Source organism: Campylobacter showae (assembly GCF_900699785.1).
Lineage (GTDB): Bacteria > Campylobacterota > Campylobacteria > Campylobacterales > Campylobacteraceae > Campylobacter_A > Campylobacter_A showae_D.
In genome coordinates this window covers 602,933-617,524 of the sequence record NZ_LR535679.1, presented here as the reverse complement: position 1 = coordinate 617,524, position 14,592 = coordinate 602,933, and the positions used below count along the sequence as shown (strand labels likewise).

The following is a 14,592-nucleotide window of genomic DNA, read 5'->3' as shown; positions in this document are numbered from 1 at the left end:
ATGAGCGCGCGGCGTCAAATTTAACGGGTAGCTTTAAATTTGCATTTTCAAGATGCGGGTTTTTGGGGAGTAAATCTAGAAGCAAAAAAGCGAGCCGAATTTGACTCGCCGTAGTAAATTTAACGCCGAATTTAAAGGCGTTAAATTTGATGTTTTTATTAGCGTTTTCTGCCCATTCTTTTTAGATTGTCGCATGCGGAGGTATCGCCGCTAAAGCACGCCGAGCGGTAGATGCTTCTAGCTTTTGACTCATCCTGCGCTACGCCTAGGCCGTGCTCGTAAAGCACCGCCGTGTTCGTGCAGCAAGGCACGTCGCCTAGTTTGCAGCCTCTGTCGTAGGCCGACATAGCGTTTGCGTAGTCAGGCTCCTTGCCGTCGGCGTTTGAGCGGTAAAACTCGCCTAGATAGTAGCAAGAGTACGCGCCGCCGTTCGCGCACGAGGCGTTGTAGATTTCAAGGGCTTTGTTTGCGTCTTTGCTTACGCCAAGCCCGGTTTGATACATGTTGGCAAGGTTTGTGCAAGCGGGCTGATAGTTGTTGCCGCACGCTCTTTCATAGTATTTTATAGCTGTTTTGTGATCTTGCAAATTTTGGTAGCTGATAGCAAGATCGTTGCACGCGGAGTAGTTGCCGCTTTCGCATTTCGGTTTTAAAACGCCTATGGCACGCTTGTTAAAGTCATAGTCCGGGTTGTCGCTAGAGAAGCTACCGCCGCCGCTTGAAGCTGCGCACCCTACAAACAAAAGCCCGATAAAGGCAAGAAGTAAATTTCTCATTTTTTATCCTTTTCGTAGTTTTAAAATTGTCCAAAGAGGTCGTTTAACGCTTCGCTGATGCTAGGATGGGTGAAAATCTGATTTTTAAAGAAATCAGCGCCCGCTCCTATGGTCATCGCGATGGCAATCTCGTTGATAAGCTCGTTTGCGTAAACGCAGTGAAACGCCGCGCCCAAAATTTTGCCGCTTTTTGCGTCCAGGATTGCTTTTAAAAATCCCGTTTCGTTGCCGACTACCTTTGCGCCGGGGACTGCTGCTAGCGCTAGTTTTAGAACCTTAAAGTCTAAATTTTGCGCCGTCGCTCGTTTTTCGCTTAGTCCGATGCTAGCTAGCGGAGTCTCGGTAAAAAGCGCGCTAGCGTGAGGAGAGCGGTTTAGAGTGCTTCGTTTGCCCGCGCCAAAAAGCTTGTCGAATACGATGCGAAAATCATCTAGGCTCGTATATGTGAAAAGCTCGCCGCCGCGAACGTCGCCTACTGCATAGATATGCGGCTGTGCTGTTTGTAAAAACTCGTTTACTAGCACGTTTCCTTTGGCGTCCGTTTGTACGCCGGCCGCGCTCAAATTTAGCTCCGCAGTCGCAGCTACTCGTCCGGTCGCTAGTAAAAACGCGTCCGCGTCAAGGCTTTTAGCCTCGCCGTTTTGGACGAAATTTAGCGTACCGTCTTTTAAATTTTTAACTTCGCAGCCCTCTAAAATATCGATCCCTTGCGTTTGTAGTAGCGTTTTTACGCTCTCTTTTACGTCCTCGTCCTCGTTTTTTAGCACGCCCGAGCGAGCTACGATAGTGACCTTTGAGCCAAACTCGGCAAACATCGAGGCAAACTCAAGCCCGATGTACCCGCCGCCCACGACTACTAGGCGCTTTGGGAGCGTTTTTAGGTTTAAAATCCCCGTGCTGTCGTAAGCTAAATTTGAACTAACCTCAAAGCTTGGTTTTTCATTAATCGAGCCAGTATTTATAACGATCGTTGGCGCGGCAAGCGTGCTTTTTGAGCCGTCTGCCGCCGCGACTTCGACGCTATTTTTATCTACAAATTTAGCCGTGCCGTTTATCACGTCGACGTTTGCGTTGCCCTCAAGCATCGCGAAATTTTTGGCTCTAAGCGCGGAGATTAGCTTGTCTTTCTTTTCGACGCTAAGCGTGAAATACTCGCCCGCGACGTTATTGTTGACGTATTTTGCTTCTTTGCTTAAATTTACTAGCTTCTTTGTCGGGATGCAGCCGACGTTTATGCACGTTCCGCCGTACATCTGCGCCGATTTTTCGATCACGGCGACCTTTTTGCCCAAATTTGCGGCTTTTACGGCGAGCGTTTTGCCTGCCTTGCCAAAGCCGATGACGATGATATCGTAGTTTTTCATATATTTTTTCCTAGTATGTAGTGCGTGGTTTCATTTACTTTTTTTATGCTTATTTTGTTCTTTTCAGCCCAGTTTTCGATCACGTTTAGCGCGTCGCTTTGCGCGTCAGGCGTTTTGCCCGCGTTTTTTATCTTAAACACGTCCTCGCTGCCGCTCATCGCGACGAAGCTACCTAGCGGTTTTAGGTGGTCGTTTAGCGTGATGATACTGCTTAAATTTAATCCGTCGCAGTTGTTTAGGATGCGCTTAACTTGCGCGGTGGTCGCATCGTTTTCGTTATAGCCTAGCTGGTTTAAAAGAGCTGAAATTTCCATATTTTTCCTTTCTAGTTTATGCTTTTTTGACTTACTAAAACGCCCTCGATGAGCTTTTTTATATCGCCGTCTAGTATCGCGTCGGTTTGGCTGTACGCCTCGCCGCTGCGGTTGTCTTTAACCTGCTGATACGGAAAAAGCACGTATGAGCGGATCTGATGGCCCCAGCCGATCTCGCTTTTTTCGATGCTGCCGGCGGCTTCTTGCTGTTTCATTAGCTCTAGCTCATAGAGGCGCGATTTTAGCATTTTCATCGCAGTGGCTTTGTTTTTGTGCTGGCTGCGGTCGTTTTGGCACTGCACGACGATGCCTGTAGGCGCGTGAGTGATACGCACGGCGGACTCGGTTTTATTTACGTGCTGACCGCCCGCTCCGCCCGCGCGGTAGGTGTCGATTTTTAGGTCTTTTTCGTCGATTTCTATCTCGATGTCATCATCGATCTCCGGGCTTACCATCACGCTGGTAAAGCTCGTGTGGCGGCGACCCGCGCTATCAAACGGACTGGTTCGCACTAAGCGGTGGATACCGTTTTCGGCCTTTAGATAGCCGTAGGCGTTTACGCCTTTAACGATAAAACTCACGTCTTTTAGTCCTGCTTCTTCGCCCTCTTGGAAGTCCAGGGTTTCTACCTTAAAGCCCTCGCGCTCGCAAAAGCGCAGATACATGCGGTATAGCATGCTAGCCCAGTCGTTACTCTCCGTACCGCCCGCGCCCGGGTGGATGGTGACGATGGCGTTTTTGCCGTCGTCCTCGCCGCTAAGCAGCATAGAAATCTCTAAATTTACTATCTTATCCTCTAACTCGCCAGCCTCGGCAAAGAGCGAATTTATCGTCTCTTCGTCGTTTTCGGAGTTGGCTAGCTCGTATAGATCCTTTGCGTCGTCTACGGCGCTTTTGGCGTTTAGGAAGTTATTTAAGATATTTGAAATTTTCGTTTTTTCCTTGCCGATGGCACCCGCTTTTGCGATATCTTGCCAGAAATTTTGATCGTTTTCTAGCTCCTCGATCTCTTTTAGACGAGCTTTGATACTCTCGGGCTTTACGACGCTAGCGATATTTTCTACTTTCGTGTTTAGGGTTTTTAGAAGTTCCGTGTATTCGTAATTATCCAAATTTTAAGACCTTTTTTGTGCTTTTTGGCGTGATTATAACATATTTGTAAGAGTAAAGATAAAATTTGCTATAATCGCGCGTTAAAATTAAACCTAAAAGAAGAGAAAATGCAAATTTTAAGAACAGCAGAACAGCTGCGAGATTTCGTCGCGGCAAATCCCGAAAATATCGGCTTCGTACCCACTATGGGCGCACTTCACGACGGACACGCTAGCCTCATAGAAAAGTGCGTAGCGGAAAACAAAACCGCGATCGTTTCGACCTTTGTAAACCCGACGCAGTTTTTAGCCGGCGAGGACTTTGAGGACTATCCGAAAAATGAACAAAACGACGCTAAAATTTGCGAAGGGCTGGGCGTGCATGCGATGTTTGCGCCTGAGGCTAGGGAGCTATATTTTGATACCGAGCCGTTAATCAGTGCGCCTGAAAATTTAGCAAGCGTGCTCGAGGGTAAGACTCGCCCCGGACACTTTGACGGCGTGCTTCGAGTGCTAAACAAGCTCTTTAATCTAACAAACGCAAAGCGCGTCTATATGGGCAAAAAGGACGCGCAGCAGCTACTCATCGTGAGTAATTTCGTAAAGACCTATTTTTTAAATTTAGAGATCGTGCCTTGCGAGATCGTCCGCGCGCCCGACGGACTGGCGCTTAGCTCGCGAAACGCCTACCTGGACGAAGGGCAAAAGCTAGAGGCGCTTAAGCTTTCGCATTCGCTTAAAAAAGCTTCAAATTTGATCGCAGCCGGCGAGCTAAGCGCGCAAACGATAAAAGGCGAGATGCTACAAACCCTAGAGCCGCTAAACGTCGACTACGTCGCGATCGTGGATAGAAATTTAAACGAAATCTCGCTAATAGAGCCAAACAACACCATCATCCTAATCGCCGCGTATGTGGGCAAAACGCGTCTGATCGACAATCTGTGGGTATAAGATGGGCAAACTTCACTTAGTATCCTTAGGCTGTAACAAAAATCTGGTGGATTCTGAAATCATGCTCGGACGCCTCTCAAACTACGAGATCACGCCCGACGTCGCAAGCGCCGACGTCATCATTGTAAATACCTGTGGCTTTATAAACTCTGCTAAAGAGGAAAGCATCCGCGCGGTCCTAGACATGCACGAAGCGCGTAAAAAAGGCTCCCTGCTCGTAGTAACGGGCTGCCTCATGCAGCGCTACCGCGAGGAGCTGATGAAGGAGCTGCCCGAGGTCGATCTATTTACCGGCGTCGGAGACTACGACAAGATCGACGAGATCATCCTAAAAAAGCAAAATTTATTTAGCCCCGAAACCTACCTGCAAGCAAGCGAAGAGCGCGTGATAACGGGCTCAAACTACCACGCCTACATCAAAATTTCAGAGGGCTGTAATCAAAAATGCAGCTTCTGCGCGATCCCGACCTTTAAGGGCAAGCTAAAATCCCGCGCGCTCGAAAATATCGTAGACGAGGTGCAAAAGCTCGTAAAAAAGGGCTACTACGACTTTAGCTTCCTCTCTCAGGATAGCAGCTCGTATATGCGCGATCACGCGGTTAGCGACGGGCTCATCTCACTCATTGACGCGGTCGAGAAGATAGAGGGCGTCAAAACCGCGCGCATACTCTATCTCTATCCTAGCACCACCTCAAACGCGCTAATTGAGCGCATCGTCGCTTCGCCCGTATTCGTGAACTACTTTGACATGCCGATCCAGCACGCAAGCGAGAAAATGCTAAAAATCATGAGGCGCGGAAGCGGTGCGGCGCGGATTAAAGAGCTTTTAAATTTGATGAAAAGCGCGCCCGATGCATTTTTGCGAACGGGTGTCATCGTCGGACACCCTGGGGAAACCGAAACCGAATTTGACGAGCTTTGCGCGTTTTTGCAGGAATTTAAATTTGACCGCGTTTCGGCGTTTGCATATTCAAAAGAGGAGGACACGCTCTCGTACGAGATGGAACAAGTGCCCGCCAAAATCATCTCAAAGCGCCTAAGTAAAATAGAAAAGATCACTCGAGCCGCGATAGAAGAAAGCTTCGCGCAGGAGCTGGGCAAGAAATTTATCGTTTCGCTCGAGGGCGAAAGCAGCGAGGGCGAGATGTTTTATGCCGCGAAAAAGGCGCTGTGGGATAAGGACATCGACGGCGAAATTTTGATCAACGAAAGCGACGTGGAGCAGCTAGAAACCGGCGGTCGCTACTGGTGCGAGATCACGCAGGTAGCGGGCAGCCAGGCGCTAGGCAAGATCACGGCAAAGGCCTAAAATGCTAAGTGCGCCCGTTTTACATAAGCTAAAATCGGGGCGAAATCTGCTTGCTTTTTCTCACGGCGTCGACAGCACGGCTCTTTTTTATCTTCTTGACGGGGCGGGCGTGAAATTTGACCTTGCGATCGTGGACTATAACGTCCGCGCGCAGAGCAAGGACGAAGTCGCTTCGGCACGAGATCTGGCGGCTAAATTTAATAAACAAATTTACGTAAAAAGCGTGCAGCTGGGCGAGTCAAATTTCGAGCACGAGGCTCGTGCGGCTAGATATGAGTTTTTCAGCCAAATTTGCCGCGAGCAGGGATATGAAAATTTGATCTTGGCGCATCAGTTTGACGATAAATTCGAGTGGTTTTTGATGCAGCTTGGGCGCGGCGCAGGGCTTAGCGAACTGCTAGGCATGCAAGAGCTTGAAGCTCGCGAGGACTGCGTGATCGCTCGTCCGCTTTTAGGCGTGCGAAAGTGCGAGCTGGAGCGGTTTTTGCGTGAGCGAAATCTAAAATACTTCACCGACGAGACGAATTTAACGGACCGCTTTAAACGCGGCTTTATTCGCGCGAAATTTAGCGAACCGTTTTTAAACGAGTACTTTAGCGGCGCGAAAAAAAGCTTTGAGTTTTTGGCGGCCGATGCGTTAAATTTAACTCCTGAGATTTCTAACCCTGCGCCTAAAATTTATCTCGTAAAACGCGGCGCAAATGAGCTTCGCGGCGTCGATCAGGCGTGCAAGCGGCTAGGGCTCGTGCTAAGCTCGGCGCAGCGAAACGAATGCGCGCGCTGCCTAGACAACGACGCCGACTGCGTGCTAAGCAGTAAGGTGGCCGTCGGAGCTGGCGCAAATTTTATTCTTGTGACGCCTTACGTTAAGCCAGCGATGGAGAAGAAATTTAAAGAAGCGTGCCGTACCCTAAAAATCCCGCCGATAAACCGCGGATTTTTATTTGCTTCGGGCGCGGATCTATCTAAATTTAAAGAGCTTTTGTAGGCTTTGACCCGCAACTGTTACTAAAAAAGTTGGACCCGTACATCTTCCGATCAGCAAAGCGCGCGCAACCAAGCAAAGTCACTGCCAAAGGCTAACCAAATTTATCAAATTTAAAAGCCTCGACGATCACTCCCCGTACTTTTTCTTTAGATCGTCCCACGTAACCAGCGTGCGTCTGCCCTCTAGGCTACGGATGCGCGTGACGTCTTGCATCATCTCTAGCACCCCCTTAAATACGCCGTTTTCATCGCGCACGGCCACGTAGTAGATGTAGATAAATTTGCCGTGAAGCTCCAGCCAAAAGTCGATCTCGTCACGCTCGCCCTTGCGAAAAGCGTCGATGATCTCCAGCACGCTGGCTACGCTCTCGCGCGGGTGGCAGTTTTTCACGTCGCGCCCGATGACGCCTGCGCTTCGCGGAAATACGCGGTGCTTGGTGTCGGTGTAAAATTTCACGATCTCGTTTTCATCGACGAAGGAGAGGTCAACTGGCATGTGCTTATAAATGAGGTTGATCTGCTCTAGCGTGAGCTTGCCCGTAGCGACGTCAAAAACTGCGTTGTTATCGCTGCTTGCGTTTGGATTTAGTCCGTATTTGCTCATCAAATTTGACAGCTCTTTTAGGAAATTCGGATTTAAAACCGCTTCGTTTAGATCGCCGTTTTGTAAATTTCCCGCGCTTAAATTTGACTCGCTTTGCAAATTTACATCCTTTAAATTTGACTTCGAGCCGCCGCCGGAGTCTAAATTTAACGGATAAAATTCGCTCGGTTTTTCGACGAGAAAATACCCGATCTCGTCATCGCCGCGTCTCATCGCGCGAAACTCCTCCTCGCTGATCATCTCCAGCGACGTCGGATAGAGTGCCGCCTCCTCGCGTGCAAGCAGGTCGAGTAAATTTTCGTAGATCTCGTGCTGAGCCGCGATAAACTCATCCGCCTTGCCTTCCTCTAGCAGCTCGCGCGCTGCGGCGATACCGTCGCGAACCTTGTTATCAAAGCTCCACATAAAGCGCGACGGGCGGTCAAATCCCTTATTTTCGAGCATCGAGTAGAGCTGGTGCTGTTTTCTGGCAAAGTGCGTCCTGTTAAAGCCGCCAAGTTTGTCGTAAATTTCAAGCCATTCGTTTTTGATAAATTTCTTTTTTAGCAGCTCTTTTGCCTTTGCTATTAGTTCGCGCGCGGCATCGTTTTCGCTGATGTAGGTGGCGATAGGGTGGTCTTTTGGTAGCTTGGGGCGCTCGGCGGTTAGGATACCGCGCAGGATTTCTGATAGCTCGGCGGCGTTTTCGTCGATAAACTCGCTCTTAAAGCCTAAATTTAGCAAATTTGCGCGCACGTTTTCAAAATCTGTCGGCGTGAGTTTCGTTAGCTCCGATTTTGCAGCTTTTCTAGAGGCGAAAAAATTTGCCGTTCCGCTAAGATAATCCCTTAAAATCGCTGTCGCCAAGGCAACGGCGGCATTGTTAAATTTGATCATTTTGTATCCTTAACTTAAATTTTAAGGATTATACAAAAAGCGGAGATTAAAAACTTTGATTTATCTTAAGTTGTAAATTTTGACACCAAAGGTCGCGTCGATCTTCTCGGTATCTTTGCGCATTTTGATCGGAAAGTCGATTTTGACGATATTTTCGTAGCTTTGTAGTGCGTCCATAAACTCGTAAAATTTAGCAGGAGTTTTCATAGAGCCCGTTACGGTTAGCTCGTAGACCGACATCTCGCCGTTTTTTGCGGCCTCTTTTAGCTCGCTTAGATTTACGTTTGCGAAATATTTTGATGCGAACTGGGTAAATTTATCCGCGTCAAATTTGTTTTCAAGCGCGTCTAGCTGGGCCTTGTCGTTTTGTTTTATCTCGTTTAGTGCTTTTGACTTGGCGTCGTAGAGCCTTTGCGTTTGCGCGCTTGCGGCTATTTGCATGCGGCTTTCGTATTTGACCTGCTTGTACTCCTTGATGCTCGGCACCAAAAGGCCAAATATCATCGCGAGGCAAGCTATGATACAAATGAGTACGTAGATGAGTAGCTTGGTAACGTCGATATTTTGCAGGCTTCTATCTTTGCTCATTTTTGCCCTCTAAGATGTCGGTTTTGTTTGTGCTGACGAAATTTAACCAGCCGCTATCTAGCTGATAAAATGAGGTGTTTGATGTGTTAAAAATCGACTTTAACGGCGTTGCAAGCAGCATGTTATAAACGTCGCGGCTAGGCGTAGTGCCTTTTACGATGAGCGAGTTTTTATCCATCGCGATCTCGTGTAGCGTGATGCTTGAGGGTACTAGATCGAGCAAGTTGCGCAGGCTCTGTTTTAAGACGGCGTTTGAGGCCGCGATCTCGTTTGCGCTATCTCTTCTTTGTTTTAAAAGCGCGGTGAGCTCGTCGGTTTGTCTGATCTGCTCTTTTGTTTGCGCTTGCTTTTGTCTTGAGATTTGCGTTTCGTTTAGTAGCGAGTTGCTTTTTAGCTCGACGACTAAATTTACTATGGCAAAAAGTAGCACCGCTGTAGCTATAAAAAGTAGCCAAATTTTACTAAAAAGATCAAAAAACGGTTTTTTTCGAGGTTTTATGAAGCTATAACTAGTCATTTTCCAACTCTTTTTTCATTAGCTCGGTCATCGTTTTTAGGGTACTAACCGGATAAACGGCGGTCTTTACCAAAAGCTCGTTTTCTATATAATGTAAAAACGTAGCGCTCGTCCTCTCAGTAGCGTCAAAAATCACGATGTTTTCGATAAAATCGCCCTCGTAAAGCGGATTTGTGTAAAATTCTTTAAGCGCTAGCGAGATATAGCGGTATATGCTCATATCGCGTCCAAATATCGACACCGAGGCCGTTACGTCAGTGGATTCTGGCATATTTATATCGTAGTCGAGGTCCGCAAACTCCTCATCGTTGTCGTCCATTTTTAGCATTTCGCCAAGATCATCCAGACCGTCCATGGTGTTAAAGCTTTCGTCTACATTTGCGATAAAATCGTCTATCTCGTCGCTGTTTTCTTTATCAAAATCAGCGCTATCGCTATACTCTTCATCGTTTTCCTTGCAAACGGCAGCGTATTTTACCCCATCGCTCGAAGTAATGCAGATAGTAAAACCCTCCTCGCAAGAGTAGACGAAAAGGGTGCTTGCGGTTGGTAGATTATGTTTTTCGATCTCTTTTTGTGTTAGTGCGATTGGCGAATAAAGTACGTCTACGCCGATGTCTGTAAACTTTTCCTCTGCGGCTTTGACGTCCGAGTGTTTTGCGTATATGAGCCAGTTTTTGGCGGGATTTATGCAGGTTATTTCTTTTGTTTTGATCCCTAGTTTTTCGAGATTTTCTGCATTTTTAGCCTCAAACGCGCCTTGTTCGAGTGTGTCGAAAAACAGCGAAAGATAAACCCATTTATACTCTTTTTGCAAATTTCTTATGTACTCGTTTGCTCTTTCGGAAACTACGCCGGATTCATCTAGGTCAAATTCTGCTTTTATCGTTTTTAACAGCTTCGCGCCCTTGTAGGCCTCGCCGTAAAATAGGCATTTTTTGGACTGGATAACGGCGCTAAGATATAAGACGCTAAAAAAACGACGTATCAGCAAAGATTTCTCCTAAAAATTGCAATGCGTTATCATACCCAAAAAGCTATTAAGTTCAATTAAAACAGCTCTTTTTGCAGGGTTAAAAATTTATCCCTTATTATTTTGGCTTCTTCTTGTAGCGACGGATCGGTCAAATTTGACGGTTTGAGCAGATCATGGTCGCTCACCGCGATGTCGCACATCATTCGGATTTTATCTAAATTTACCTTGCTTACCTTGCCTGATTTGCTGATTTTTTGTATATTTTCTAAATATCTGTTTGAACGGGCGATGTAGAGGGCGTATTTTTGCGAGATTTCGCTTTGTACCATCACGGTGTGGGCTAGTTTGTTGTAGATGTCTTTATGGTAGGCTGATTTTGATAGTTTATAGGCGGTTTCGTAATCGCCCACTTCGTAGTAAAATTTGGCTTGCAGGGCATTTTTATAAGATGGGCTAAGCGTAATAAACGAAATAAAAACGGCTGCTAAAAGCGCTCCTATAATTAAGATAACGGTCTTTGAGCTCATTTTTCCATCTCCTTTTTTATTAGCTCTCTTGCGTCTTCTAGCGCCATGTCCGTCACGGTAAAAGGCGGCGAGAGCGTGTAAGAAATCTTGCTAAAAGGCTTTGGGATTATCATTTTATCCCAGCTTTTTAGCTGCCAAAATTTACTCGCTTCGTAGTTTAAAATTTGTATTTGCGCATTTTGCTTTTGCGAGATGACGACTGCACCGTCGGCGACGCTGTGATACGGGCCGCGCGGGCCGTCCGGGGTTATGATGACGTCGGTGCCGCTTTTTAGCTCTCTAAAGCTTTGCGCGAGAGCCTTTACCGCGCCTTTTGAGCTACTGCCTCTGATGGCGCCGATACCGAAAAACGAAATCACGCGCGCTATGATCTCGCCGTCTTTGTGGTCGCTTATCATGACTTTGGCGCGTCTTTGCGGATTTTGGCCGTTTCTCCACCAGTGTATGTAGGCAAAACTCATTAGCGCTAGCCTGCCGTGCCAAAACAGCACGACGCAGGGCTCGTTCGTCAAATTTGTCTTAGAAAAGTTCTTTTTGCAGGTTAAAAATATAATCCAAATAAAAAAATAGATAATGCGCGGGGCTAAATTTATAAAAACGCTTCGTTTAAATTTAGCCCACAAGCTCACCGTAAAGCACCATTCTCTTTGGGTCGTTCACGCGCACTTTTAGCGTCTTGCCTAGTAACTCTTCGCTACCTGCGACTTGAACGAGGAAGTTATTAAAGCTTCTGCCGGCGACGCCGCCGTTTGCGCGAAGCTCCTCGAAATATACGTCGAAAATTTTACCTTTTTGCGCCGCGACGATTTCGTCCAAAATTTCGTTATGGCGGCTTTGTAGACGGGTTAGGCGAGCGCTTGCGACGGCGTCTGGGATTTGATTGGTAAATTCCGCCGCCTTAGTCATCGGGCGAGGCGAATACTTAAAGCTAAAAATTTGCTCAAAGCGTACCTTTTCTAGCACGTCCATCGTGTCCTCAAACTCCTCGTCCGTTTCGCCCGGAAACGCCACGATAATGTCGGTTGAAATGCTAACCTCCGGGCACATCGCGCGCAGTTTGGCGGCTCGGTCCAAAAACCACTCTTTTGTGTAGCCGCGCTTCATCTCGCGCAGGACTTTGGTGTTTCCGCTTTGGAGTGGCATGTGCATGGATTTGCAAATTTTGGGATTTTGACTAAAGATTTCTAAAAATTTATCGTCCATATGGAGCGGATGCGGGCTGGTAAATCGTATGCGCTCGACGCCATCTATCTCGCTGATTTTTACGAGCAGGTCGCTAAAATCGATCTTCTCGTGCGCGCCTGAAAATCTCTTGCCGTAGTTGTTTACGTTTTGCCCGAGCAAGAAAATTTCCTTCGCTCCGCCCTCAGCCGCTTTTTTTACTTCGCGCAGGATCAAATTTGCTGGGATCGAGATCTCGTCGCCTCTAGTGTGCGGGACGATGCAGTAGGTGCATTTTTTATCGCAGCCGATCGAGATATTTATGTGGCTTTTATACGGCGAGCCGCGAAATTCGCCGAATGCGTACTCGCTCTCGTCGTGATTTATGTCGGTGGAGATAAATTTAGGCGTCTTAACCGCGGCTGAAATTTTACTGACGTTTCGCGCGCCGAGTACGAAATCCACGTAAGGCGCTCGTTTAAAAATTTCGCTTCCCAGATGGCTTGCCGTGCAGCCGCAAACGCCGATTTTAGCGCCCGATTTTTTTACTTTTTCAAAGCCGCCGACCTCGCTAAAAAGCTTATGCACGGGCTTTTCGCGCACCGAGCAGGTGTTGATGAGGATGAGATCGGCCTCGGAGATGTCCTGGGTGAGCTCGTAGTCCTCTTTTTGCTTGAGCTCGGCGATGATGTGCTCGCTGTCGCGGACGTTCATCGCGCAGCCTAAAGTCTGGATAAAGAGCTTTTTTTGCGCTGCGCTCAAAGGATGTGCACCTCGTACATATAGTCGTTTTCGTCGAGTCCGTATTTTACGGTGCGGTGATAGACGCTAAGGCCTTTTTCCTCGAAAAATTCAACCAAAGCGATGAGTTGTTTGTGGCTGTTTTCTCTGTCGAAATAGAAAATTTGTTGCGGATCTTTAGCAAATGCCGCTTCGATTTTTTCAAGAGAGATCGTTTTTGGTTTGGCGTCAAGTTGCGTTCTAGCGAGTTTTAGCTCCATTTTTAATCCTTTGAAATCTTTAATTTAATCTGTGAATATAGCAAAAACATCTTAAAAAACGCATTAAACTTCTTAAAAGTATAAAGCTTGTATAATACCCCTCTAACTCAAAAATTCCCCCAAATTTAAATAACGGAGCAAAAATAATATGGAAAAAATAGCGGATATCATAGAATCTATCGCAAATGAAAAAGGGCTCGAAATCGAAGACGTAAAAGAGCGCGTCATAAGAGCTATTATCAATACCGCAAAGAAAATTTACGGAGAAAACTACGAATACGACGCGGTTATAGATAATGCGACCAAGACCCTTCATCTGTATCAAAAAATTACCGTCGTAGAGGATGGCGACGAGCACTTAGCCGAGGATAACGAGCATTATCTTGGCGTAAGCGAAGCCAAAAAAGTAGACTCTGGCGTAGAGATCGGCGACGAGCTAACATACGAGCTATCTACCGACAACCTCGGCCGAACCGCCGCGCAGACGCTTCACAAGGAGCTTGAGTATCACATCCAGCGCCTGATGGAGGAAAAAATCTTCCAAAAATATCAAGACATGGTCGGCCACATGGTTTTCGGCTCCGTTACGCGCGTGGATAGCGAGGAAAATACCTTCATAGAAATAGACGAGCTGCGAGCCGTGATGCCGCGCAAAAACCGCATAAAAGGCGAGAAATTTAAGCCGGGCGACGTCGTAAAGGCCGTCATAAAAAGCGTCTATATCGACAAATCTATGGGCATCAAAGTCGAGCTAAGCCGCACGTCGCCAAAATTCCTAGAAGCCCTGCTAAAAGCCGAAGTGCCGGAAATCAAAGACGGACTAGTGCTGATTGCGGCAAGCGCTAGAATCCCGGGCGAACGCGCCAAAGTAGCGCTCGTAGCTACCTCTCCTAACGTCGATCCCGTGGGCGCGACAGTGGGCACCAAAGGCGTGCGCATAAATGCCGTCACAAAGGAGCTAAACGGCGAAAATATTGACGCGATCGAGTATTCGGCCGAGCCTGCGATCCTCATCACGCGAGCGATGGCGCCCGCGATCATCAGCTCCGTTAAAATCGGCGAGGACAACAAAGCCGTCGTGAGTCTAGTGACCGAGCAAAAGAGCAAGGCTATCGGTAAAAGTGGCATAAATATCAGGCTAGCCAGTATGCTAACCGGTCACGAGATCGAACTAAACGAGCTAGGCGCTAGAGGCGAGGTTAAGGACGAAAGTGCGAAGGATCTAAAAGCGCTTTTCGGCGATCTGTAGCTGATTTGAGCCTTTTGGTCGCATGCGTCTGGGGCGGTAAATTTAGGGCATAGTGTCTGGATCAAATTTGAGTAAATAAATTTAGCTCAAATTTGATCCGCTTTGCTTGCTAAATTTTGCCGATTTTTATTTTCTACTTTAATGCGTTAAATTTATCCGTATCCATACTTTATAAAATGAAAGAAGCCTGCGAGTGGTGAAATTCTAAGGCGGCGAGCGACCGCCTGATTTGAGGTTATTTATTTTTAGTAGAGCGGTACATCGGGTGCTGATAGTCGTTCCTCTCGCAACCGGCAGCTAA

The 14,592-nt window shown here is 47.3% G+C and carries 16 protein-coding genes; 4 read left to right on the top strand and 12 right to left on the bottom strand.

The window, feature by feature from the left end; genetic code table 11:
• Window positions 1–158 precede the first annotated feature (158 nt).
• From E4V70_RS03090 to prfB, 4 genes are read right to left on the bottom strand one after another with little or no spacing between them, the layout of a single operon-like run.
• A complete protein-coding gene (locus E4V70_RS03090) occupies window positions 159–776 on the bottom strand; it encodes a tetratricopeptide repeat protein (protein ID WP_122861918.1) in 618 nt (205 codons plus the stop codon).
• Between the two features lie 20 nt (window positions 777–796).
• Window positions 797–2,140: an FAD-dependent oxidoreductase gene (locus tag E4V70_RS03085; RefSeq protein ID WP_122861919.1), complete on the bottom strand. Its 1,344-nt coding sequence runs from the start codon at window positions 2,138–2,140 to the stop codon at window positions 797–799.
• Complete coding sequence (locus tag E4V70_RS03080) at window positions 2,137–2,454, bottom strand: type II secretion system protein (RefSeq protein WP_122861920.1); 318 nt, start codon at window positions 2,452–2,454, stop codon at window positions 2,137–2,139. Before E4V70_RS03080 ends, E4V70_RS03085 begins: the two co-directional genes overlap by 4 nt.
• 11 nt (window positions 2,455–2,465) lie before the next feature.
• A complete protein-coding gene (gene prfB / locus E4V70_RS03075) occupies window positions 2,466–3,566 on the bottom strand; it encodes a peptide chain release factor 2 (protein ID WP_122861921.1) in 1,101 nt (366 codons plus the stop codon).
• Window positions 3,567–3,674: 108 nt separating this feature from the next.
• Here prfB and panC point away from each other — a divergent pair, with 108 nt between their 5' ends.
• From panC to tilS, 3 genes are read left to right on the top strand one after another with little or no spacing between them, the layout of a single operon-like run.
• A complete protein-coding gene (gene panC / locus E4V70_RS03070) occupies window positions 3,675–4,496 on the top strand; it encodes a pantoate--beta-alanine ligase (RefSeq protein WP_122861922.1) in 822 nt (273 codons plus the stop codon).
• Window position 4,497: 1 nt separating this feature from the next.
• Entirely contained in the window at window positions 4,498–5,805 is a 1,308-nt protein-coding gene (gene rimO / locus E4V70_RS03065) for a 30S ribosomal protein S12 methylthiotransferase RimO (RefSeq protein ID WP_122861923.1), read from the top strand.
• 1 nt (window position 5,806) lies between these two features.
• The gene (gene tilS, locus E4V70_RS03060) at window positions 5,807–6,793 is read left to right on the top strand and encodes a tRNA lysidine(34) synthetase TilS (protein ID WP_122861924.1); all 987 of its coding nucleotides are present in this window, start codon (window positions 5,807–5,809) and stop codon (window positions 6,791–6,793) included.
• A 126-nt stretch (window positions 6,794–6,919) separates the two neighbouring features.
• On the opposite strand, the gene E4V70_RS03055 is transcribed toward tilS, so the two are convergent.
• From E4V70_RS03055 to E4V70_RS03020, 8 genes are read right to left on the bottom strand one after another with little or no spacing between them, the layout of a single operon-like run.
• Window positions 6,920–8,272: a DUF438 domain-containing protein gene (locus tag E4V70_RS03055; RefSeq protein WP_122861925.1), complete on the bottom strand. Its 1,353-nt coding sequence runs from the start codon at window positions 8,270–8,272 to the stop codon at window positions 6,920–6,922.
• A gap of 60 nt (window positions 8,273–8,332) precedes the next feature.
• Entirely contained in the window at window positions 8,333–8,860 is a 528-nt protein-coding gene (locus E4V70_RS03050) for a hypothetical protein (RefSeq protein WP_122861926.1), read from the bottom strand.
• A complete protein-coding gene (locus E4V70_RS03045) occupies window positions 8,847–9,377 on the bottom strand; it encodes a hypothetical protein (RefSeq protein WP_122861927.1) in 531 nt (176 codons plus the stop codon). The genes E4V70_RS03050 and E4V70_RS03045 overlap by 14 nt, the downstream gene beginning before the upstream one ends.
• Window positions 9,370–10,371, bottom strand: coding sequence for a hypothetical protein (locus E4V70_RS03040; protein ID WP_122861928.1), 1,002 nt, complete (start codon window positions 10,369–10,371; stop codon window positions 9,370–9,372). The genes E4V70_RS03045 and E4V70_RS03040 overlap by 8 nt, the downstream gene beginning before the upstream one ends.
• Window positions 10,372–10,427: 56 nt before the next feature.
• Window positions 10,428–10,880 (bottom strand): hypothetical protein, encoded by a 453-nt coding sequence (locus E4V70_RS03035; protein ID WP_122861929.1) that lies wholly within the window; start codon window positions 10,878–10,880, stop codon window positions 10,428–10,430.
• Entirely contained in the window at window positions 10,877–11,503 is a 627-nt protein-coding gene (locus tag E4V70_RS03030) for a lysophospholipid acyltransferase family protein (protein WP_122861930.1), read from the bottom strand. The genes E4V70_RS03035 and E4V70_RS03030 overlap by 4 nt, the downstream gene beginning before the upstream one ends.
• The gene (gene miaB, locus E4V70_RS03025) at window positions 11,493–12,803 is read right to left on the bottom strand and encodes a tRNA (N6-isopentenyl adenosine(37)-C2)-methylthiotransferase MiaB (RefSeq protein ID WP_122861931.1); all 1,311 of its coding nucleotides are present in this window, start codon (window positions 12,801–12,803) and stop codon (window positions 11,493–11,495) included. The genes E4V70_RS03030 and miaB overlap by 11 nt, the downstream gene beginning before the upstream one ends.
• Window positions 12,800–13,042 (bottom strand): HP0268 family nuclease, encoded by a 243-nt coding sequence (locus E4V70_RS03020; protein WP_002949978.1) that lies wholly within the window; start codon window positions 13,040–13,042, stop codon window positions 12,800–12,802. The genes miaB and E4V70_RS03020 overlap by 4 nt, the downstream gene beginning before the upstream one ends.
• A 148-nt stretch (window positions 13,043–13,190) precedes the next feature.
• Here E4V70_RS03020 and nusA point away from each other — a divergent pair, with 148 nt between their 5' ends.
• Window positions 13,191–14,291: a transcription termination factor NusA gene (nusA, locus tag E4V70_RS03015; protein WP_122861932.1), complete on the top strand. Its 1,101-nt coding sequence runs from the start codon at window positions 13,191–13,193 to the stop codon at window positions 14,289–14,291.
• The last annotated feature ends 301 nt before the right edge of the window (window positions 14,292–14,592 follow it).